This is a genomic window from Lysobacter yananisis (assembly GCF_031199375.1).
In the GTDB taxonomy this organism is placed as follows: domain Bacteria; phylum Pseudomonadota; class Gammaproteobacteria; order Xanthomonadales; family Xanthomonadaceae; genus Lysobacter; species Lysobacter yananisis.
Window position 1 is genome coordinate 4299086 of sequence record NZ_CP133568.1, and the last position, 20320, is coordinate 4319405.

Sequence of the window (20320 nt, forward strand, 5' to 3'; positions counted from 1 at the left end):
CACTATCTCCGAGGGGGACTAGGACGCATCGAGGCGCGGCCAAGACGATATGATCGCCCGTGCGTCCGGGGCATACAAGCTTGATCCGGCGGGCTTTTTGTACTGGCCCCCGGGCTTTTTCCGACTGGCACCGTTTTCTTAGACGAGGTTATCGATGGCAGGAACCCGCCCGGTCTTCTACGTTTCCGACGGCACCGGCATCACCGCCGAGACCATCGGCCACAGCTTGCTGACGCAGTTCACCGAGACCCGCTTCGTCACCGACCGCATCCCGTTCGTGGACACGGTGGAGCGGGCGCAGGAGGTCGCCGGCAAGATCCGCGAGGCGGCGGTGGCCTACGGGGTGCGCCCGGTGGTCATCAATTCCTGCATGGACGGCGAGGTCGGCGCGGCCCTGGCCGAGAGCGGGGCGCTGATGCTCGACGTTTTCGCGCCGTTCATCGAACCGCTGGAGCGCGAGCTGCACGAGACCCGCCAGCGCCGCATCAACCAGGCCCACGGCATCGTCGACTTCGACAGCTACCACCGCCGCATCAACGCCATGAACTACGCCCTGACCCACGACGACGGGCAGAGCGTGGACTACAACGAGGCCGACCTGATCCTGGTGGCGGTGTCGCGCGCCGGCAAGACCCCGACCTGCGTCTACCTGGCCCTGCATTACGGCGTGCGCGCGGCCAACTACCCGCTGACCGAGGAAGACCTCGAGCACGACCGCCTGCCGCCGCGGCTGCGGCCGTTCCGGCAGAAACTGTTCGGCCTGACCATCGATCCGGTGCGGCTGCAGCAGATCCGTCAGGAGCGCCGGCCGAACTCGCGCTACGCCAAGTTCGAGACCTGCAAATCCGAGGTGGCCGCGGCCGAGTCGATGTTCCGCGCCGAGCGCATCCCGACCCTGAGCACCACCCACACATCGATCGAGGAGATCGCCAGCAAGGTCATGACCACGCTGGGGATCCACCGCGAGATGTTCTGAACGCGTCGTTCAGGCCGCTTGCGGCCGAGGCGGCGAAGAGCCCGGTGCGCGCAAACGCGCCGGGCTTTTTTTCGGCCTTCGCGCGCGCAGTCGCGGCCGGCGCGATGCGCGCGGGCGAGGCTGCCGGCATGACGCGGCGGAGGAGGGGCGTGGTGGGAGAGGGCGATGCTGAATGGAGGCGGGCGCGCGACGCGCTGGCTGCGGCGTTTCGAGAGGCCTTTTTGCGTGCCCGCCGACATCGCGAAAGAGCCTATAATTTAAGGGTTTTTCGTCATTCCGTCAATCCTGCCGCGAACGCCGCGCAGCGTGTAGGATCGCGTGCATGACGCAAGCCGCCTCCCGTTTCGCGCGCATCCCCAAGCTCAGCCGTTTCGGCTGGTTGATGGGCCTGTACGCGGAGAACCACGAACGCCTCACCCGCATGTTCGAGCCGGCCGGGCTCGCGCGCGGCACGTACCTGTCGCAGGTCGGCGACGGCCTGGACCTGCGCCTGGACGTGCTCGAGCAGCATCGCTACACCACCGAGCTGCGCCTGACCTACGCCATGCAGGACCCGCTGACCGGCGAACCCGATCCTTCGGCCTACGTGCGGCTGTACCACGACGCGCATCAGGTCGAGGCCACCCACTGCTATGTGGGACGGCGCTGGCAGGACGCGATCGGCATGTACCCGCCGCCGGCGCAGGTGCTCGGCCATCGCATGCGCATGAATACTTTTCTCGGAAAGTGGCTCGAGTATCTAGCCGAACGCGGGCATGGCATGACAAGATTGCGCCCCGTCGAACTCGACCCGTCGCCGCCCGATCCGAACGAGGACGATCCTCGCGGAGCAGGGCACGACGGAGCGGCAAAAAATTCAGCGATGAATGCTTGACGACTTCGCTGAACGCCCGCTAAGATGTTCGTCTTTCCAGCCCGTGGGGCCATAGCTCAGCTGGGAGAGCGCCTGCATGGCATGCAGGAGGTCGCCGGTTCGATCCCGGCTGGCTCCACCACTCTTCGAACTGGTGAAAGGGTTTCGAAGGGAATAAGTTTCAGAGGTTTGTCCCCATCGTCTAGAGGCCTAGGACATTACCCTTTCACGGTAGCGACCGGGGTTCGAATCCCCGTGGGGACGCCACACCAAAACCCCCTGTCCAGGGGGTTTTATATTGAAGCCCTGCGTTTTCGGGGTTTCGATGCGACACAGAGAGTTTCCAGCGCGTGGGGCCATAGCTCAGCTGGGAGAGCGCCTGCATGGCATGCAGGAGGTCGCCGGTTCGATCCCGGCTGGCTCCACCAACTTTTCGAACGCGTGAAAGGGTTTCGAAAAGCCGCCGGAATGCTCCAAACCAGTTTTGTCCCCATCGTCTAGAGGCCTAGGACATTACCCTTTCACGGTAGCGACCGGGGTTCGAATCCCCGTGGGGACGCCAAATCGATTGAACAGCCAGGGCTGCCAAAAGGCGGCCCTGGTTGTTTTTGCGGTTGTGGAATTCGTATCCGCATCGGGTCTGGCGCGTCGCGCTCATCTGCCGCGCCAGCGCCAGCGAGCAAGCGAATCTGTCTGCAAGGCCGCCGGATTGATTTACGCTGGGCGTCGCGATGAAGCCCGTGCCGCGCTTGGCGAATTCCGCTGTCGCCCGACGCCCGGGCTTCGCCGCGGTCGAAACTCAACGCACATTGCAGGGGAACGATGCAATGCGACTGGCGGGCCGGATCTGCGAATGGAACGACGACAAGGGCTTCGGTTTCGTGGTCGCGCACGACGGCGGCGCGCGGGCGTTCGTGCAAGTCAAGGCGTTCCAGCCGGGTTCGCGCCGGCCGGTGCTCGGCGACCTGATTTCGTATCGGGTCGCGAACGATGCCAAGGGCCGCGCGAATGCGGTCGATGTGCGTTTCGCCGGGCAGCGGATCGAGCGGCATCCGTCGCCGTCCGCCGGGCCTTCGCCGTTGCGGCGGATTCCGCGGCGGGCGCTGGGTGTATCGGCGTTGCTGGCGGTGACCGCGCTGGGCGCGCTGGGTTGGGTGCCGGCCGCGGTGCCCCTGGTGCAGGGGTTTTTCAGCTTCGCGTCCTACATCGCCTATTGGTTGGACAAGGATGCGGCGGGCGCGAGCCGGCGGCGCACGCCCGAGAACACGTTGCATCTGCTGGATCTGCTCGGCGGCTGGCCGGGCGCGTTGATCGCGCAGCAGCAGTTCCGCCACAAGACGGTGAAGCCGTCGTTCCAGGCGAAGTTCTGGGGCACGGTGCTGCTCAATCTGGTCGCCGTGGCCGCTGCGGTGCGCCTGGGCTGGGCGCGCGCGTTGACCGATCTGTTGCTCGACGGTCGCGTCTAGCGGCTCGCTGCGCGCGCGAGAATTTTCGGTGTCCGGGCGGCGAGCGTCGGTTGCCCGGCGCGAACGCGGCGCAGCCGCTTTCCGCGGTGGCGACGTCGGGAATCCCGCGGCGATCGCACGACAAAACCCCCGGCTCGGCCGGGGGTTTTGTCTAATCGCGATGCGGTCGTGCCAGTGGATTTACTCGGCGGCGGCCGGGCCGTACATGCCGTTGTGCACCGTCTCGACGATGTCGTCGGCACCGCCGGTGTTCCAGGGCTGGCCCTTGGCCGAGGCGTACAGGGTCAGCTTGGCCGGGATCGTGCGGCTGCCGGCCTGGCCGAGCGCGCGGTCGAACTCGGCGACGCCTTCGAGCAGCTTCTTGGTCTTGAGCTTGGCCGGCGCGCCCTTGCCCGCCAGCACTTCCTGCAGGCGCGCGCCGAGCACGGGCACGGTGCACTGCATCTCGACCTCGGCGATGCGGCCGTTCTTGACGTATTCGTTGGCGTATTCGCGGTTCGACACGCCGCGGCATTCGGCGCCGGACGCGAGCAGGTTGACCCGCTTGATCGCCGCGGCGACGGCCGGCTTGGCCTTCTTCTTGTCGACCTTGGGCATGTCCTCGAGCATGGCGTCGGCGAAGCCGTCGTACTGCGCGTCCATGGCGGCCTGGTCGGCCAGGACGACCGCCTTCTCGCCATTGGGGAACAGCGGCTTGAGGTAGTCGTTGAGCTGGGTCGCGGCTTCGGCGTCCTGGCGCAGCGCGATGCGGGCGTACAGCTCGGCGACCTGCTCGGGCTTGAGCGTGTTCTTGGGCGCCGCGGCCTTGGCCGCCTTGGCGGCCTTCGACTTCGACGGCTTGGCCGCATGGGCCGGAACGAACGCCGGCGCCAGCGCGGCCGGGATCAGCAGGGCGGCGAGAAGTGCGTTGCGCAGGGAGAGGTTGGGCATGCTGGCGGTCCTTTGCGAAAGGGAGGGGCGGGGCTGCTCGATGCGGCGGCCTGGTGGGGTGGGGCGGCGGCCAGGACGGCCGTCGCTACAGCTAGACGAACGAGGGCACGCGTTCCAGTACGCCGCCGGCGTAATCGCGCTGGAACGGCAGGTCGGGACGATGGGCGTAGCCGATGTAGCAGTCGCAGCGCGCGTTCGGGCAGGCGCGCTGGCGCAGTTGGGCGGCGAAGCTGCCGTCGTAGAGGTTGCCCAGCGGCTGGTCGACGAAGTGGCAGCGGCGCACCTCGCCGTCGCCGTCGACCGAGACCACGCTCTCGCCGGTCAGGCACGGCGCGCCCAGGCTCGGCGCGGGCGCGAGGTTGTAGCGGAAGTGCGGGTCGATGGCCTCGATCCGCGCGATCTGGGTGGCGTCGTAGTAGTCCGGCGGGCGCGGGTCGAAGGCGTTGACCCACATCGGCGTCGTCGCCGGCAGTTCGCGCCGCATCGCTTCGATCTCGTCGAGGTCCTCGAGCAAGCCGACCATGCCGACGCTGTGGCGCACGCCGCGCCGGTCCAGTTCGCGGCAGCGGGCCAGGAACGCGGCGCGGCCGACCTGGGTCGGGTGGTAGGTGCACCACAGCGCGAGCTTGCCGAGGTCGGCGTCGTCGAGCCAGCGCAGGCCGACGCAGAGGTTGGTCTGGATCGCGGCGCGGCGCACGTGCGCCATCCGGCTCAGCGCGACCAGGGCCTGGCGGTAATGGCGGCGGACCAGGCCTTCGCCCCAGGGGGTGAACAGCACCGACAGCTGCATCCGCTGCGCCCCGGCCCAGTCGACGAAGCGGGCGAGGTCGGCGGCGTCGCGGCGCAGCGCCTCGCGGCTGTCGTAGGTCTTGGCGAACGGGCAGTAGCCGCAGTCGTAATTGCAACTGCTCAGGCGACCGCGGTAGAGCAGGGACAGGTGCATGCGCTCAGCCCAGGCGGTAGTCGCGCATGCGTTCGACGATGGCCGCCGAGGCCAGCCACGGGCCGATGGTGTCGGCGCGGGCGAGGCCGGCGTCGGTCAGTTCGATCCATTCGCCGTTTTCGACCGCCAGCGCGTGTTCGAACAGTTCGCGCAGTTGCGGCAGGTGTTCGAGGCAGTCGGCGCCGAAGCGGCGGCGGTAGTCGGCGCGGTCGAGGCCGGGGCGGATCAGCAGCGACTGGATCGCGTGCCGGCGCCGGCGTTCTTCCTCGCCCAGGGCGATGCCGTAGTCGGCGGCGGCGAAGGAGGCCGGGTCGCGTTCCAGGTAGTGGTCGAGGATCTCGGCGACGCTGCGCCGGGCGACGCCATATTCGCTGGAGTAGTGCAGGGTCGAGGCGTACGAGCGCGCGCCGCAGCCGATGCCGACCATGCCGTCGCTCTGGCAGCAGTACACCGGCGCGGCGACGTCGGGCGCGTGCGGCGCGCGGAACATGCGCATCGACACCTGCTGGTAGCCGGCGGCGAGCAGGCGGTCGCGGCCGGCCTGGTACAGGGCCAGGCGCTCGTCCATCGGCTCGGCCTGCAGCGGCAGGCGCGCGCCGGCCTTGGCCTCGAACTTGGCCTCGGCCTTGGCTTCGATCCGGCCCAGCCCGGTCAGCGGGCGCACGTACAGCGGGTACAGGTAGAGCTCTTCCGGGCGGTGTTCGAGCGCGCTGTCGATCGACGCCAGGAAGCTGGCGACCGTCTGCCCGGCGATGCCGTAGATCAGGTCGAGGTTCAGCGTAGGCACGCCGGCGGCGCGGATCGCGGCGATGGCCTGTTCGACCACCGCGCGCTGCTGCGGCCGCACCAGCGCGCGCACCTCGGCCTCGCTGAAGCTCTGGATGCCCATGCTGACCCGGTCGATGCCGCGCTTGCGGCACAGCCGCATCTTGTCCTCGTCGACGGTTTCCGGCGAGACCTCGATCCCGGCCGGAATCGCGCGCAGGTCGATAGTGGCGTGGCGTTCGACCATGTCGAACAGCCGCCGCAACTGCGCCGCGTCGAGATAGCTCGGGGTGCCGCCGCCGATCGCGAAGCGGACGAAGCGGTGTTGGTCCAACGCCTCGCAGGTGGCGCGCAGCTGGCGCTCCATCTGGTCGAGATAGCGCTCGACCTTGGCCGGCTCCGGCCGCGCCAGCGCGAACAGGTTGCAGAAGCCGCAGCGGTAGCTGCAGAACGGCACGTGCAGGTACAGGAACAGCGAATCGCGCGGTTCGCCGGCCCACAGTTCGCGCAGGCCGCGCGGCGGCTGCAGCGGGCGGTAGGCGGTCTTGTGCGGATAGGAATACGAATAGGCCTGGTACGGCGGCAGGCGCAGCAGTTCGGCCAGGCTCGGGGCGGCGGTGGTATGGACGACGGCGTTCATGGATCGAGGAAGAAGTGCGCGTAGGGCACGGTCATCACCGTGTCGTGGGCGAGGCGGTGGCCATGGAAGCCGTCCTCGCCGTAGGCGGTGCCGTGGTCGGAGCAGACGATGGCGAAGGCGCCGCCGCGCGCGCGCAGCGCGTCCAGCAGCGGCGCCAGCGCGGCGTCGACGTAGCGCAGCGCGGCGCGATGGCTGGCGTAGCCGTCGGCGTCCGCGCCGGGCAGGTAGTGGCGGTTGGGCTGGTGCAGGGCGGAGACGTTGACGAAGACGAAGCAGCGCCGGTCGCGCAGTTCTTCGCTGCCCAGGCGCTCGCAGGCCAGCGCGACCTGGCGTTCGGTCGAATCCGGCGCGGTCACGCCCAGGCCCGGATGCCAGTGGCTTTCGTCGAACAGGCCGGGAAACTGCGAGCCGAGCGGATTGCGTTTGTTGAAGAAGCCGACGCCGCCGATGCAGATCGTGCGGTAGCCGGCGTCGCGCAGGCCCGAGACGATGTCGGCGCGGTCGCGGAACACGTGGGTGCCGGCGGCGGTGGTCTCGCTGCCTTCGAAGTCCAGCGCGAACAGGCGCGGATGCGGTCCGGGTCGCGCCGGGGTCGGCAGGAAGCCGGCGAAGAACGCGGCGTGCGCGGCGTAGGTGAAGCTGCCGGGCGTGTGCCGGCGTTCCCAGCCGTGCGCGTGCAGGCATCGCGCCAGCACCGGCAGTTCGCCGCGCGCGAAGCATTCCTGCGCGGCGTCGAAACGCAGGGTGTCGAGGGTGACCAGCAACAGGTCGCGCCGGCCGACCACGGCGCGCATGTCGGGGTTGTCGTAGCGGGCGGCGGACTCAGGCATGCGCCGGCTCCGGCGCGTGCGGCGCCTGCGGCGCGTTCGATGCCGGCACCGGACGCAGCAGCGCCTGGTCCTGGTAGGTGCTCAGGCCCTGCCACGGCAGGTCGAGCAGCAGGTCGCCGAAGGCGTTGGCTTCCAGCACCCAGCTGCGGCCGTCGCGCAGGATCAGGTCGAAGCCGATCATGCGGCTGCGCGGGAACGCCATCGCCGCCTGCTGGGTGGCGATCTCCAGCGCGTGCATGGCCGAATCGTCGAGCCACTGCGCCAGCGCGCCGCGGCGGTTGCCCAGGTGCAGGTTGGTCAGCGGGCCGCGGCCGACGCGGGCGACGCGGTGGCGCAGGAAGCCGTCCAGGGCGACCGCGCGGATGTCGTAGTGGCCGCCTTCGCCGTCGGGTGCGCGCGGCTTGGGAATCCAGCGCTCGAGGTAAGCGCCTTGCGCGGCGATCGCGTCGACCAAGCGCGCGATCTGCGCGCCGTCGTCGTAGCGGCGCGGCCGCAGCGAGTTGAACACGCGCGCGACGCCGCCGTCTTCGACCAGTTCGGCCGAGCCGTAGGCCGCTTCGCGCCCGCTGCGGTCGGCGCGATAGGCCAGCACGCCGGCGCCGGACGAACCGTAGCGGGCCTTGACGAACACCTGGCCGGCGCCGTGCTCGCGCAGCAGCGCGCGCAGGTGTTCGTAGCCGTGCAGTTCGCCGAGCAGCGGCGGGATCGCGATGCCCTGCGCGCGCAGGCGCAGCTGGCAGGCGAGCTTGTCGCTCATGCCGGCGATGTCGTCGGGCGGATTCAGGTAACCGGCGCGCGCGGGCAGGGCGTCGAGCAACTCGCGAAACCCCGCGTACCAATAGTGCTGGTACGCCAGTTCGCCGTGCTGGAGCGGTCGCGGCGGCGCGCCGGGCGCGCCGAGCGCGCGCCAGCCGCGCTCGATCAGGACCGCGTGCAGGGCCGGGGCTTCACCCGGCGATTCGATCTTGACCAGCGCGCCCGGCCGCGCGGCGATGCGCTCGGCCGCGCGCTGCGGCGTGGCGAGCGCGCCGCCGTCGAGCCCGTCGCCGAGCCCGCCGTCGAGCAAGTCCTCGTAATGCAGTTCCTCGGCCGCGGCCAAGCCGCGTTCGCGCAGGGCCTGCTGCAGCCCGCGCAGCCGGCGGCTGTCGCGCGGACCGATCAGCAGCCAGCCGGGGGGCGCCATGGACTGCTTACTCGGACACCGCCACGTAGCGGTCGCCGTCGTCCTCTTCCTCGGGATCGTCGAGCACCACCTGGCATGGCAGCGCGCGCAGCTTGGCCTGCCACGCTTCGGAGATGTAGTGGTGGCTTAGGTCGATGCGCTCCAGCGCGCCGAGGTTCGGGCTTTCCGCCAGCGCCTGCGCGCCGACGTCGCCGATGGTGCCCAGCGACAGGTCCAGGGTCTGCAGCGAGCCCAGCCACGGTTGCTGCGCCAGCCACACGGCCACTTCGTCGCTGATTTCCGAATCGCGCAGGCCCAGGTAGCGCAGGCGCTCGGGGCCGATCTTGGCGAGCAGGTTCTGGTACGGGGCCAGGCCGCCGTCGAAACCGTAGTTGTCGCTGCCGAGCCACAGCTCCAGGTGCTTGAGCGCGGGCAGGGTCGAGCCGGCGACGGCGTCGACGATCTGGCTCGGCAGGCCGCCGCATTCGATCGCCAGCTCTTCCAGCGCGTCGTGCGAGAACGCCTGCAGTTCCAGGCTGGTGGAGCCGCGCACGCGCAGCGACTGCAGCTGCGGGAACGCGGCCAGCAGCGGGTTGTAGGAGGTCTGGGTGATCCACGAGATCTCGCAATCCTCGTAGGTCATGTCGCCGAAGAACAGCGCGGTCAGCTTGGGCAGCTTGGCGCGGTATTCGATCAGCGCGTCGATGTAGCCCTGCGGGCCCTCGTCGTGGGCCTCGCTCCAGGCGCCGACGATCAATGTTTCCAGTTCGGCCGGATCGACCTTGGACAGGAAGTCGTCGAGCAGCGCACGCTGGCTCTCTTCGCTGTCGTAGTCCTGGGTTAGCCGGTAGACCACGTCGCCGCCGGCGGGCGTGGCGCCCATGCGGAATTCGACGACGCGTTTGCCGCGGTAGATCTGCGAGTATTCGCCGATGGTCACGTGGGGCTCCTTGCCTGCGTTGGGTAAACGAGGGCGAAGCATACCTAAGGAGCGGGACCGGCGTAACCGTGGGAGGGGCTTCAGCCCCGATGTTTTTCGTTCCGTTCGCGGCGATCTGGCACAACAGCATCGGGGCTGAAGCCCCTCCCACAACAGCGCGGCCGCTCAGACCAGCCCGGTGGCGTAGAACGTCGCGATCACCACGAACACCGCCGCGGTCTTGATCAGGGTGATCGCGAATACGTCCTTGTAGGCCTGGCGGTGGGTCAGGCCGGTTACCGCCAGCAGGGTGATGACCGCGCCGTTGTGCGGCAGGGTGTCCATGCCGCCGGAGGCCATCGAGGCCACGCGGTGCAGCACTTCCATCGGAATGTTCGCGGCCTGGGCGTTGGCGATGAAGGTCTCCGACATCGCCGCCAGGGCGATGCTCATGCCGCCGGACGCCGAACCGGTGATGCCGGCCAGCGCGGTCACGGTGACCGCCTCGTTGACCAGCGGGTTGGGGATCGCGCCGAGCGCGTTGGCCACCACCAAAAAACCCGGCAGCGCCGCGATCACCGCGCCGAAGCCATACTCGCTGGCGGTATTCATCGCCGCCAGCAACGCGCCGCCGATCGCGGCCTTGCTGCCTTCGGCGAAACTCTTCGTCACCGGCTTCCAGGCGAACGCCAGCACCGTGGCGATGCCGAGCAGCAACGCGCCTTCCACCGCCCAGATCGCGGCGACCTTGGACACCTCCTGCACCACCGGCGCGGCGTCGCCGATCACCGCCGGGACGAAGCTGTGTTGCTTGCCGTAGAACCGCGGCAGCCATTCGCTGAAGAGCTTGTTGGCGACGCCGACGACCAGCAGCGGCGCGATCGCCACCAGCGGATGGGCGAGGGTGCCGCCGGCGAACGGCGCCGGCTCGTTGACGAGTTGCGTGCCGTAGCCTTCGCCGGCCTTGAGCGCGCTGCGCCGGCGCCAGTTCAGATAGATCAGGCCGACGATCAGGATGAACACCCCGCCGAGCGTGCCCAGCCACGGCGCGGCCCAGGTGTCGGTGCCGAAGAACGCGGTCGGGATGATGTTCTGGATCTGCGGGGTGCCCGGCAGCGCATCCATGGTGAAGGTGAACGCGCCCAGCGCGATGGTGCCGGGGATCAGCCGCTTGGGGATGTCGCTCTGGCGGAACAGCTCGGCGGCGAAGGGATACACCGCGAACACCACCACGAACAACGACACCCCGCCGTAGGTCAACAGCGCGCACACCGCGACGATGGCGAGCATCGCGCGTTCGCGCCCGACCAGGCGGATGGTCGCGGCGACGATCGACTTGGAGAAGCCCGAGGTCTCGATCACCTTGCCGAAGATCGCGCCGAGCAGGAACACCGGGAAATACAGCTTGAGGAAGCCGACCATCTTGTCCATGAACAGGCCGGTGAACATCGGCGCGACCAGCGCCGGGTCGGTCAGCAGGACCGCGCCCAGCGCCGCCACCGGCGCGAACAAGATCACGCTGTGGCCGCGGTAGGCGACGTACATCAGGAAGCACAGCGCGGCCAGCACGATCAAAAACGCCATCGGTTCGGATTCCCCTCATTGCGGCGCGGGCGGCGGGCCCGGCTGCGCGCAGTGTCGGCAATGCGGCGGCGCGGGCGGCATTGTCCGAAGGTACAGCTGCCGGGCGCGGCGGCCGGCTCCTAGGCTGTGCGCCATGACGGGGAACTGCGCGGCGCGACGGCGTCGCGCGCCGATTCCGCGCAGGCATCGCACACATTCGCACCCAGCTCCCGGGGGAGGGACAGCCATCGTGATCCGCATCAACGCACACTCCCGCCATGGCGGCGCACGCCGCGCCGCGCTCGCTTCCGCCGTCGCCTTCGCCTTGATGGCGCCGGCGGCCTGGGCGCAGGACGCCGCGCCGGCCGCGGGCGAGGCCAAGAACCTCGGCGGGGTCACCGTGACCGCGCGCAAGCGCGAGGAAACCCTGCAGGAAGTGCCGGTGGCGATCACCGCGTTCACGCCCGAGGCGCTGGACCGGCTCAACATCGAGGACCTCAGCGACCTCGACGCGCAGGTGCCGAACCTGACCATTTACGCCGCGCGCGGTTCCTCCAGCACCATCACCGCCTACATCCGCGGCGTCGGCCAGTCCGATCCGCTGTGGGGCGTGGACCCGGGCGTCGGCATCTACATGGACGATGTCTACATCGCCCGCCCGCAGGGCGCGCTGCTGGACGTGTTCGACGTCGAGCGCATCGAAGTGCTGCGCGGCCCGCAGGGCACGCTGTACGGCAAGAACACCATCGGCGGCGCGATCAAGTACATCTCGCGCGGCCTGCCGACCCAGTTCGACGGCTTCGCCGCGGTCACCGTCGGCAACTACGGCCAGCTCGACGTCAAGGCCGCGGTCGCCGGCCCGATCGGCGGCGCGACCCAGGGCGGCGACGCCACCCTGCGCGGTCGCCTGTCGGTGGCCAGCCTCAACCGCGACGGCTTCGGCGAGAACCGGCTGACCGGCCAGGATGTCAGCGACAAGGAGATACTGGCCGTGCGCGGCAGCCTCGGCGCCTACGTCAGCGACGCGGTCGACATCCAGTTCGCGTTCGACTGGATGGACGACCAGTCCGGCGTGCGCGGCGCCAAGATGCTCGCGCCCAACCGCTTCGCCCCGGGCCTGGCGCCGCTGGACGACCGCTACGACATCCGCAGCGGCATGCCCAACGTCAACGACACCACGATCAAGGGCGTGTCGGCGGTGGTGAACTGGCGCGCCAACGAGGACTGGACGTTCAAGTACGTCGTCGCCAAGCGCGAGTCCGACACCGAGACCAACATCGATTTCGACACCCTGCCGAACAAGATCGCCGACGTGAAGGCGTTCTACAGCGACGAGCAGGTCAGCCACGAACTGCAGGCCAACTACGACGGCGGCGGCCGCGCGCGCGGCGTGATGGGCATCTACGCCTTCGACGGCGAGGCCGGCGGGCAGGTGCTGAACAACTTCTTCAACGCCAGCTTCGGCGACACCCAGGGCACGGTCTATACCGAATCGCTGGCGTTCTACGCGGACTGGACGTTCGACCTGACCGACAAGCTCAAGCTCGACGTCGGCGCGCGCTACACCGACGAGGACAAGCGCGCCAAGGTGTTCAACCAGGGCTATCGCGACGCCAGCTTCACCGTGCCCAGCGGCGCGATCCTGGCCAACTTCGACCGCAAGATCAATTTCAAGAACACCTCACCGAAGGTCTCGCTGGACTACCAGCTGACCCCGGATATCCTGGTCTATGGCCTGGCCACGCGCGGCTTCAAGTCCGGCGGCTACAACATCCGCGCCCAGGCCGCGGCGGTGCCGCGCTCGGCCGAGCCGTTCGACGACGAGGTCGTCGACAGCTACGAGCTGGGCACGAAGATGGCCTTCTTCGACCAGCGCCTGTTCCTGAACCTGTCGTACTTCCACAACAAGTACAAGGACATCCAGCTGTCGGTGTTCACCGCCTACGACAGCAACGGCGACGGCACCGAGGACGCGTTCTTCGGCGACTTCACCAACGCCGGCAAGGGCACGGTGCAGGGCCTGGAAGTCGAGTACCAGTGGCTGCCGAGCCAGAACTGGCTGATCTCCGGCAACCTGGCCTGGCTCGACGCCAAGTACGACGAGTTCATGTACGCCGGCGTCAACATCGCCAAGGAACAGGAGTTCACCAACGCGCCCGAATTCTCCGGCGCGCTCAACCTGGAGTACCGCACCGACCTGTCCGACGGCAGCAATCTGTCGGCGCGGGTGGGCTACAGCTACCAGAGCGAAGTGGTCGCGACCACCGAGATCGTGCGCACCGGCGCGCTGCCGATCACCCAGGACGGCTACGGCCTGGTCAACGCCGGCGTGACCTGGAAGAGCCAGGGACCGTGGACGGTGTCGCTGCAGGGCAGCAACCTCGCCGACAAGGAATACCGCACCACCGGCTACAGCCTGAACTCGGCGCTGGGCGTGTACACCGGCTTCTACGGCGCGCCGCGCCAGTACTCGCTGACGGTCAAGTACGACTTCTGATTTCGTTCCAAGCGTCGAAAGGGGAGTGCGGCCGGGACGCCGCGTCGGGCCTGCGTTCGGGGGACGCAGGCCCGGATTTTTTGAGGGCGGGGCAGGGACGCCCCGTTCGCTTTCGCGGTCGCAGGTCGCGCCGATGCCCAGCGCAGCGACTGTAGGAGCGGCGCAAGCGGCGACTGCGGGGTTGCGGGCCGCGTAGAAAGTTTCGGCGTAGTTGCATCGCCGCAGTCGCGGCTCGCGCGGCTCCTGCAGGGCGCCTTCGCGGCCGCGCTGTTCCGGGCCGCATCCCACCGCTATCCTGCGCCGATGCGCCGCCCGCCATGCCCATGCTGAGCCTCACCACCGTCGCCCTGGCCAGCCTGGCCTGGCTGGCGCTGATGTTCGGCACCGCGCTGTTCGCCGAGCGCCGGCCGGGCGTGCTGGCGCGCCATTGGCATCACATCTACGCGCTGTCGCTCGCGGTGCACTGCACCTCCTGGACGTTCTACGGCACCGTCACCCAGGCCGCGCGCTACGGCTGGCCGCTGCCGCCGACCTTCCTCGGCTCGATCCTGTTCTACGCCTTGGCCGTGGGCTTCATGGTCAAGCTGGTACGGCTCGCGCGCGAGACCAACGCGACCTCGCTGGCCGACCTGATCGCCACCCGGCTGGGCAAGGACGCGTGGCTGGCCGCGCTGGTCACCCTGATCGCCGCGCTCGGCCTGATTCCGTACATCGCGCTGCAATTGAAGGCGGTGGCGATGAGCTTCGCCATGCTCACCACCCGCGCCACCGACGGCGCCGCGCTGCCGGCCTGGCGCGACAGCGCGCTGTACGTGGCGCTGGCGATGGCGCTGTTCGCGATGCTGTTCGGCACCCGCCGCGCCAGCGCCGCCGAACACAATCGCGGGCTGGTGCTGGCGATGGCGTTCGAGTCGGTGTTCAAGCTGGCGGCGATGCTGGCGTTGGGCGCGTTCGTGTGGTTCGGCCTGGATGCGCTGCCGCCAGCGCCGGCGCAACCCGCGCCGCCCAGCGATCCGGCCGGCGGCTTCGCCCCGCTGGTGCTGCTCGGCGCGCTGGCGATGTTCATCCTGCCGCACCAGTTCCATGTCGCGGTGGTCGAATGCCGCGACGAACGCGACGTGCGCACCGCGCGCTGGCAATTCCCGCTGTACCTGCTGCTGATCGCCGCGCCGGTGCTGCCGGTGGCGATGCTCGGCCAGCGCCTGCTCGGCGCGCAGGTGCCGTCCGATCTGTACGTGCTGGCGCTGCCGTTGGCGCAAGGGCAGCAGGGGTTGGCGCTGTTCGCCTTCCTCGGCGGGCTCAGCGCCGCCACCGGCATGGTCGTGGTCAGCACGCTCACGCTGAGCCTGATGATCGGCAATCACTGGTTCGCGCCGAACCTGCTGCGCGGGGCGTGGTCGCGCAACCGCGACTTGCGCGGACGGGTGCTGGCGCTGCGCCGCGCCGGCATCGTCGCGATCATGCTGCTGGCCTGGGGCTACAGCCGGCTGATCGCCGGCAGCGAGGCGCTGGCCGATGTCGGCGCGGTCTCGTTCTCGGCGCTGGCGACGCTGGCGCCGGCGCTGGCGTTCGCGGTGTGGCGGCCGCAAACCCCGGCGCGCGCGGCCATCGCCGGCATCGCCGCGGGCTTCGCGGTGTGGGCGTGGACGTTGCTGCTGCCGATGCTGTTCGAGGCGCGCGGGGCGGTGCCGGCCTGGGTCGCGCAGGGGCCGCTGGGGCTGGAATGGCTGGCGCCGGAGCGCCTGTTCGGCCTGACCGGCTGGAGCCGGCTCGGCCGCGCGGTTGGCGCCAGCCTGTTCGCCGGTACCTTGGTCACGATCCTGGCCGCGCTGTGGCGGCGCGAACCGGCGCGCGACGCGCGTCGCGGCCTCGACGCGCAGACCTTGCGCAACGCCGGCCTGCGCTTCCTGCCGCGCGAGCGCGTCGCGCAGTTGCTCGACGGCGTGCCGACCGGCGCGCCGGTGGCGGCGGCGGTGGAAGCCGGGGTGGAGCGCGAACTGGCCGCGGTGCTGGGCTCGTCGTCGGCGCGGGTGCTGCTCGACGCGGCGCGGCGCGAGGCCGGGCGCGATCTCGACACGGTCGCGGCGATCGTCGGCGAAGCCTCGGCCGACCTGCGCTTCAACCAGCGCGTGCTGGAAGCGGCGCTGCAGAACATGAGCCAGGGCATCAGCGTGGTTGACGCGCAACTGCGGCTGGTGGCGTGGAACCGCCGCTATGCCGAATTGTTCGATTTCCCGCCGGAGCTGCTGCAGGTCGGCCGTCCCATCGCCGACCTGGCGCGCTGGGCGATGCACCGGCTGCCGTTCCAGGGCGATCTCGAACGCGCGCTGCAGCGGCGCCTGGCCTACATGCGCGCCGGCACCGCGCACCTGTCCGAGCGGGTGCTCGCCGACGGCAGCATCCTGGAGATCCGCGGCAATCCGATGCCCGGCGGCGGCTTCGTCGCCACCTTCACCGACGTCACCGCGTTCCGTCGCGCCGAAGCCGGGCTGATCCAGGCCAACGAAACGCTCGAGCAGCGCGTGGCCGAGCGCACCGCCGACCTGGAAGTCGCCACCCAGGAAGCGCAGCGCGCCAACGAAGCCAAGAGCCGCTTCCTCGCCGCGGTCGGCCACGACCTGATGCAGCCGCTGCACGCCGCGCAATTGTTCGCCGACGCGCTCGGCCAGCAGGTCGACGATCCGGCCCAGCGCGACACCGTGGCGCGCATCGGCGGCGCGCTGGAATCCACCGGCGACCTGCTGACCGGCCTGCTCGACATGTCGCGTCTGCAGGCCGGCGGGCTGGAGCCGCAGCCGCGCGAGTTTCCGCTGGCCGAAGTGCTCGACCCGCTGGCCGCGCAGTTCGCCGCGATCGCCGCCGCGCGCGGCCTGCGCTTTCGCTACGTGCCCACGCGCGCGTGGACCCGCAGCGATCCGCAACTGCTGCGGCGGGTGCTGCAGAACTTCCTCGCCAACGCGGTGCGCTACACCGCGCGCGGCCGCGTGCTGCTGGGCGTGCGCCGCACCGGCGGCGGCCTGCGCATCGAGGTGCACGACAGCGGGCCGGGCATCGAGCCGGCCCAGCGCGAGGCGATCTTCGAGGAATTCCGCCGCGGCCCGGATGCGCCGGGGCAGGGCCTGGGGCTGGGGCTGTCGATCGCCGACCGCATCGCGCAGTTGCTGCAGGCGCCGCTGAGCCTGCGCAGCGAAGTCGGCCGCGGCACCGCGTTCGGCGTGCGCGTGGCGGCGGTGCGCGCGGCGCAGGCGCCGCTGCCGGCGGGCGCGCGCGGCGCCTTGGCCGGCTTGCGCGTGCTCGCGGTCGACAACGACGCGCAGGCGCTCGCCGCGCTGGCCGAAACGCTGAAGCGCTGGGGCTGCGACGTGGTCACCGCCGCCGACGATGCCGGCGCGCGCGCGGCGTTGCGCGCGGCGCCGGCGCAACTGTGGCTGTTCGACTTCCACCTCGACCGCGACGACACCGGCCTGGCCCTGGCCGCGCGCCTGGAGGCCGAGTTCGGCGCGCGGCCGTGCCTGTTGCTCAGCGCCGACGGCAGCGCGCCGGTGCGCGCGGCGGTGCAGGCCGCGGGCCGCTCGCTGCTGGCCAAGCCGGTCAAGCCGCTGGCGCTGAAGTCGGTGCTCGACCGCCTGCTCGCGGCCGCCGCGGCGGCCGGCTGAACGGGCTCGGGGCCGGGCCGGGCGGGGCCCGATGCGGTCCCGACGAGCGGCGGATGGTTCCGCGACGGACGTCGAGAAATCCACTGGCGATTTTTTCGCCAAATCTGTTGCAATGCTTATGTAACAAAGGATTGCGCCCCCTCGCACCCCCGCTGTCCGCAGGTTTGTCCACAGGCTGTGTGGACAACATTGGGCCTCGCGGTGAGGCCCGGAGAGCTTGACGTGAGCCTGGGTGAGCGGCTAGGGGCCGCGAACGGGAACAGAGAACGAGCGTCGCTGTAGCGACCGCGACGAAGCCGTTTCGGCGATTACCGATTGCGGCTGTCGGGACTACTCGATCCGTCGCGCCGGATCGGCCAGTTCCAGCTCGCGCAACACCACGCCGGCCTGGGTGCGGTTGCGCACGCCGAGGCGGTCGAAGATCGCCGACAGGTGCGCCTTGACCGTGCGCTCCTGGACGTCCAGGCGATCGGCGATCTGCTTGTTGAGCAAGCCCTGGGCGACCAGGCTCAGCACCCGGAACTGCTGCGGCGACAGGCTGGCCAGACGCGCGGCGAGGTCGGCGTCGCCGCGTTCGCTGTGGGTGCGCGCGACCGCCGCGCGCAGCGACGCGGGCAGCCACTGTTCGCAGGCCAGCACCGCGCGGATCGCGTCGCGCAGTTCGTCCAGGCCCGAACTCTTGGGCAGGTAGCCGGCGGCGCCGTGGTCGAGCGCGCGCCGGACCACGCGCGGATCGTCGTTGGCCGACACCACCGCGACCGCGGTGCCGGGAAACTGGGCGCGGATCGCGGCCAGGCCGGCGAGGCCGTGGTTGCCGGGCATGTGCAGATCGAGCAGGACCAGATCGATGCCCGGTTCGGCTTCCAGCGCGGCCAACGCGTCGTCGAGCGTGCCGGCCTCGCGCACCACGGTCTCGGGCACCGCGTCGGCGGCGGCCTGGCGCAGCGCGGCGCGGAACAGCGGATGGTCGTCGGCGATCAGCAGGGTCGGCATCGCCGCAAGCGTAGCAGGCCGCGGCGACGGCGCCGCGCGCCCGCGGCGCGCAGGTGTACCAAAGTACGATGAGCGCGAGCCGGCGGCTTGCTAGCCTGCGCGGATGAGCGCCCATACCCTACGCACCGCGGCCTTGGCCGCCTCCCTGCTGCTGGCCTGCGCGGCCGGCGCCGCCAGCGCCGCGCCGGCGCGCACGTCCGCGGCCAAGCCGGCCGGCAAGACGACCGCACAGGACTCCGCCGCGATGTTCAGTTCCGAACGCCAGACCGACCACCGCGACCGCGACGATCTGCTCAGCGCCGGGCTCGGCCTGGACGGCCTGCGCGCGATGGTGCCGCCGGCGTTCGCCGACGCCGCCCATCCGACCGCGGCGGAACTGCGCCGGCGCGCGTTGTGGTCGAACTGGCGCGGCATCGCCGATCTTGCGCCCGGCGGCGGCTACGGCGAGCTCTACGGCAGCGTGGCGCCGGTGCCGGGCCGCGAGTACAGCGCGTTCGCGCGCCTGCCCGGGGCGAAACAGCCGCACCGCGTGCTGGTGCAGGTGCCCGACGGTTTCGATCGCGACAAGCGCTGCATCGTGGTCAGCGCCTCGTCGGGTTCGCGCGGCATCTACGGCTCGATCGCCGTGGCCGGCGCCTGGGGCCTGCCCAAGGGCTGCGCGGTGGCCTACACCGACAAGGGCGCGGGCACCGATTACTTCGATCTCGACGTCGGCCTCGGCGTGCGCGCCGACGGCACCGTCGGCAAGCCGGGCGACGGCGAACTGGCGTTCGAACCCGACGCGCAGGCGCGCAAGGCCGGCGGCGTCGCGTTCAAGCACGCGCATTCGCAGGACAACCCCGAGGCCGACTGGGGCCGGCACGTGCGCCAGGCCGCGCAGTTCGCGCTGCGCGCGCTGGACCGCGCGTTTCCCGATGCGGCGCCGTTCACGTGGGCCAACACACGGGTGATCGCGGTCGGCATCTCCAACGGCGGCGGCGCGGTGCTGCGCGCGGCCGAATTGAACGACGAGCCCTGGCTCGACGCGGTGGTCGCCGGCGAGCCCAACGTCTACGTCGCCGGCGCGCGGCCGCTGTACGACTACACCACCCAGGCCGCGCTGATGATGCCGTGCGCGCTGCTGCACAAGCCGCTCGGCGCGATGCCGGTGGCGCCGCTGACCGGCGACAGCGCGCAATCGTTCTGCGACTTCGCGGCGGAGCATGACCTGCTCGGCGACGCCGCGCGCACGGGCGACACCGCCGCGCGCGCGCAGGCCGCGTACGAGCGCATGCGCGGCGACGGCTGGAGCGACGAGGCGCTGCGCGCCGGCGCGCTGTCGGTGAATTTCGACCTGTGGCGCGCAGTCGCGGCGACCTACGCCTCGGCCTACGGCCGTTACGCGCCGGCGCTCGGTGAAGGCGCCGGCGCCGACCAGCCGTGGCTGCGCTACGTCTATTCGGCGGCGACGCCGGCCGGCCCCGACGCGCCGCCGCTGGCGCGCGCGGCCAGCGACGGCGAGCGCGCCACGTGGTGGGCCGACGCCAGCGGCATTCCGCCGGGCGCGGGCGTGCAGCTGTTCGGGCCGCCGGCCGCCGGCGCGACGCCGCGCCTGGACGGCATGGCCGGCCTGCGCGAACTGTGGACCGGCCAGCCGCTGCGCGCGGACGTGGACCGGGCCGCGCTGCGCCGCGCCGGCGAGCGCGTGCGCAAGGGCGTGGAGCAGACCCGCGCCGGCGCGCCGCGCAAGGGCCTGCCGATGGTGGTGGTGCACGGCCTCGACGACGGCCTGATCCCGCCGGCGTTCAGCAGCGCGCCGTACGTGGCGATGGCGCGCAAGGCCGGCGCGCAGGTGAGCTATTGGCAGATCCGCAACGTGCAGCACTTCGACGCCTTCCTCGGGCTGCCGGCGTTGGGCGCGCGCTACCTGCCGCTGCTGCCGTACGTGTACGCGGCGCTGGACCGGGTCGATGCGCACCTGGCCGGCGGCGCGGCGCTGCCGGGCGATGCGGTGGTCGAGACCGTGCCGCGCGCGCAGGGGCAGGGGATGAAGACCGACAACCTGGCGGTGCCGAAGTAAGCGCCGCCGCGGCGGCGGTTGGCGCGGGATTCAGCCGCCGCGCGGGCGGCCGCGCATAGCGGCGCTCG

14 protein-coding genes, 4 tRNA genes and 2 pseudogenes are annotated in these 20320 nt (G+C 70.7%); 11 read left to right on the plus strand and 9 right to left on the minus strand.

Annotated features, from left to right (window positions below):
- Positions 1-154: 154 nt before the first annotated feature.
- From ppsR to RDV84_RS18055, 7 genes are all read left to right on the plus strand, one after another.
- Positions 155-976, plus strand: a complete 822-nt coding sequence (gene ppsR / locus RDV84_RS18025; RefSeq protein WP_057947877.1) for a posphoenolpyruvate synthetase regulatory kinase/phosphorylase PpsR — start codon at positions 155-157, stop codon at positions 974-976.
- Between the two features lie 322 nt (positions 977-1298).
- Positions 1299-1850 (plus strand): DUF1249 domain-containing protein, encoded by a 552-nt coding sequence (locus tag RDV84_RS18030; RefSeq protein ID WP_250449929.1) that lies wholly within the window; start codon positions 1299-1301, stop codon positions 1848-1850.
- Positions 1851-1895: 45 nt separating this feature from the next.
- A tRNA-Ala gene (locus tag RDV84_RS18035) sits at positions 1896-1971 on the plus strand.
- Positions 1972-2020: 49 nt separating this feature from the next.
- Positions 2021-2096 (plus strand) — tRNA-Glu (locus tag RDV84_RS18040).
- Positions 2097-2181: 85 nt separating this feature from the next.
- A tRNA-Ala gene (locus RDV84_RS18045) sits at positions 2182-2257 on the plus strand.
- Between the two features lie 58 nt (positions 2258-2315).
- Positions 2316-2391: transfer RNA gene (locus RDV84_RS18050), tRNA-Glu, on the plus strand.
- Positions 2392-2656: 265 nt separating this feature from the next.
- Positions 2657-3295 carry a DUF1294 domain-containing protein gene (locus RDV84_RS18055; protein ID WP_309151117.1) on the plus strand — a complete coding sequence of 213 codons (639 nt, stop codon included), beginning with the start codon at positions 2657-2659 and terminating at the stop codon, positions 3293-3295.
- Between the two features lie 180 nt (positions 3296-3475).
- Here the strand turns inward: RDV84_RS18055 and RDV84_RS18060 are convergent, their stop codons facing one another.
- The 6 genes from RDV84_RS18060 to RDV84_RS18085 all read right to left on the minus strand — a co-directional run bounded on the left by RDV84_RS18060 (position 3476) and on the right by RDV84_RS18085 (position 9505).
- Positions 3476-4225, minus strand: a complete 750-nt coding sequence (locus RDV84_RS18060) for a hypothetical protein (protein ID WP_078996347.1) — start codon at positions 4223-4225, stop codon at positions 3476-3478.
- A gap of 91 nt (positions 4226-4316) precedes the next feature.
- Entirely contained in the window at positions 4317-5168 is an 852-nt protein-coding gene (locus RDV84_RS18065; RefSeq protein WP_309151118.1) for an STM4011 family radical SAM protein, read from the minus strand.
- A 4-nt stretch (positions 5169-5172) separates the two neighbouring features.
- Positions 5173-6573, minus strand: coding sequence for an STM4012 family radical SAM protein (locus RDV84_RS18070; protein WP_309151119.1), 1401 nt, complete (start codon positions 6571-6573; stop codon positions 5173-5175).
- Entirely contained in the window at positions 6570-7403 is an 834-nt protein-coding gene (locus tag RDV84_RS18075; protein ID WP_057947873.1) for an STM4013/SEN3800 family hydrolase, read from the minus strand. Before RDV84_RS18075 ends, RDV84_RS18070 begins: the two co-directional genes overlap by 4 nt.
- Positions 7396-8565 (minus strand): STM4014 family protein, encoded by a 1170-nt coding sequence (locus RDV84_RS18080; protein ID WP_309153750.1) that lies wholly within the window; start codon positions 8563-8565, stop codon positions 7396-7398. Before RDV84_RS18080 ends, RDV84_RS18075 begins: the two co-directional genes overlap by 8 nt.
- Before the next feature lie 28 nt (positions 8566-8593).
- Positions 8594-9505, minus strand: coding sequence for an STM4015 family protein (locus RDV84_RS18085; protein WP_078996343.1), 912 nt, complete (start codon positions 9503-9505; stop codon positions 8594-8596).
- Between RDV84_RS18085 and RDV84_RS26810 the strand changes: the two are divergent.
- A pseudogene (locus RDV84_RS26810) lies at positions 9490-9654 on the plus strand (DUF6053 domain-containing protein); the annotation flags it as partial. The gene RDV84_RS18085 and the pseudogene RDV84_RS26810 overlap by 16 nt on opposite strands.
- Here the strand turns inward: RDV84_RS26810 and RDV84_RS26815 are convergent.
- Together RDV84_RS26815 and RDV84_RS18090 are read right to left on the minus strand one after the other, a co-directional pair.
- Positions 9582-9746 (minus strand): annotated as a pseudogene (locus RDV84_RS26815) (DUF6053 domain-containing protein); the annotation flags it as partial. The pseudogenes RDV84_RS26810 and RDV84_RS26815 overlap by 73 nt on opposite strands.
- A complete protein-coding gene (locus RDV84_RS18090; protein WP_057947871.1) occupies positions 9671-11068 on the minus strand; it encodes a GntP family permease in 1398 nt (465 codons plus the stop codon). The gene RDV84_RS18090 and the pseudogene RDV84_RS26815, both read right to left, overlap by 76 nt.
- A 307-nt stretch (positions 11069-11375) precedes the next feature.
- On the opposite strand from RDV84_RS18090, the gene RDV84_RS18095 reads away from it, so the two are divergent.
- Both RDV84_RS18095 and RDV84_RS18100 read left to right on the plus strand, forming a co-directional pair.
- Complete coding sequence (locus RDV84_RS18095) at positions 11376-13544, plus strand: TonB-dependent receptor (protein ID WP_309153751.1); 2169 nt, start codon at positions 11376-11378, stop codon at positions 13542-13544.
- A 323-nt stretch (positions 13545-13867) separates the two neighbouring features.
- A complete protein-coding gene (locus RDV84_RS18100) occupies positions 13868-17200 on the plus strand; it encodes a hybrid sensor histidine kinase/response regulator (protein ID WP_078996341.1) in 3333 nt (1110 codons plus the stop codon).
- Between the two features lie 330 nt (positions 17201-17530).
- Here the strand turns inward: RDV84_RS18100 and RDV84_RS18105 are convergent, their stop codons facing one another.
- Positions 17531-18193 (minus strand): response regulator transcription factor, encoded by a 663-nt coding sequence (locus tag RDV84_RS18105; protein ID WP_250449933.1) that lies wholly within the window; start codon positions 18191-18193, stop codon positions 17531-17533.
- Positions 18194-18296: 103 nt separating this feature from the next.
- On the opposite strand from RDV84_RS18105, the gene RDV84_RS18110 reads away from it, so the two are divergent.
- Positions 18297-20252, plus strand: a complete 1956-nt coding sequence (locus RDV84_RS18110; protein ID WP_309151120.1) for a 3-hydroxybutyrate oligomer hydrolase family protein — start codon at positions 18297-18299, stop codon at positions 20250-20252.
- Positions 20253-20320 lie beyond the last annotated feature (68 nt).

Coding starts and splice junctions, on each gene's coding strand:
- RDV84_RS18060 (WP_078996347.1), bottom strand. CDS start 4,225: ATGCCCAACCTCTCCCTGCGCAACGCACTTCTCGCCGCCCTGCTGATC.
- RDV84_RS18110 (WP_309151120.1), top strand. CDS start 18,297: ATGAGCGCCCATACCCTACGCACCGCGGCCTTGGCCGCCTCCCTGCTG.
- RDV84_RS18055 (WP_309151117.1), top strand. CDS start 2,657: ATGCGACTGGCGGGCCGGATCTGCGAATGGAACGACGACAAGGGCTTC.
- RDV84_RS18065 (WP_309151118.1), bottom strand. CDS start 5,168: ATGCACCTGTCCCTGCTCTACCGCGGTCGCCTGAGCAGTTGCAATTAC.
- RDV84_RS18030 (WP_250449929.1), top strand. CDS start 1,299: ATGACGCAAGCCGCCTCCCGTTTCGCGCGCATCCCCAAGCTCAGCCGT.
- RDV84_RS18070 (WP_309151119.1), bottom strand. CDS start 6,573: ATGAACGCCGTCGTCCATACCACCGCCGCCCCGAGCCTGGCCGAACTG.
- RDV84_RS18090 (WP_057947871.1), bottom strand. CDS start 11,068: ATGGCGTTTTTGATCGTGCTGGCCGCGCTGTGCTTCCTGATGTACGTC.
- ppsR (WP_057947877.1), top strand. CDS start 155: ATGGCAGGAACCCGCCCGGTCTTCTACGTTTCCGACGGCACCGGCATC.
- RDV84_RS18075 (WP_057947873.1), bottom strand. CDS start 7,403: ATGCCTGAGTCCGCCGCCCGCTACGACAACCCCGACATGCGCGCCGTG.
- RDV84_RS18100 (WP_078996341.1), top strand. CDS start 13,868: ATGCTGAGCCTCACCACCGTCGCCCTGGCCAGCCTGGCCTGGCTGGCG.
- RDV84_RS18105 (WP_250449933.1), bottom strand. CDS start 18,193: ATGCCGACCCTGCTGATCGCCGACGACCATCCGCTGTTCCGCGCCGCG.
- RDV84_RS18095 (WP_309153751.1), top strand. CDS start 11,376: ATGGCGCCGGCGGCCTGGGCGCAGGACGCCGCGCCGGCCGCGGGCGAG.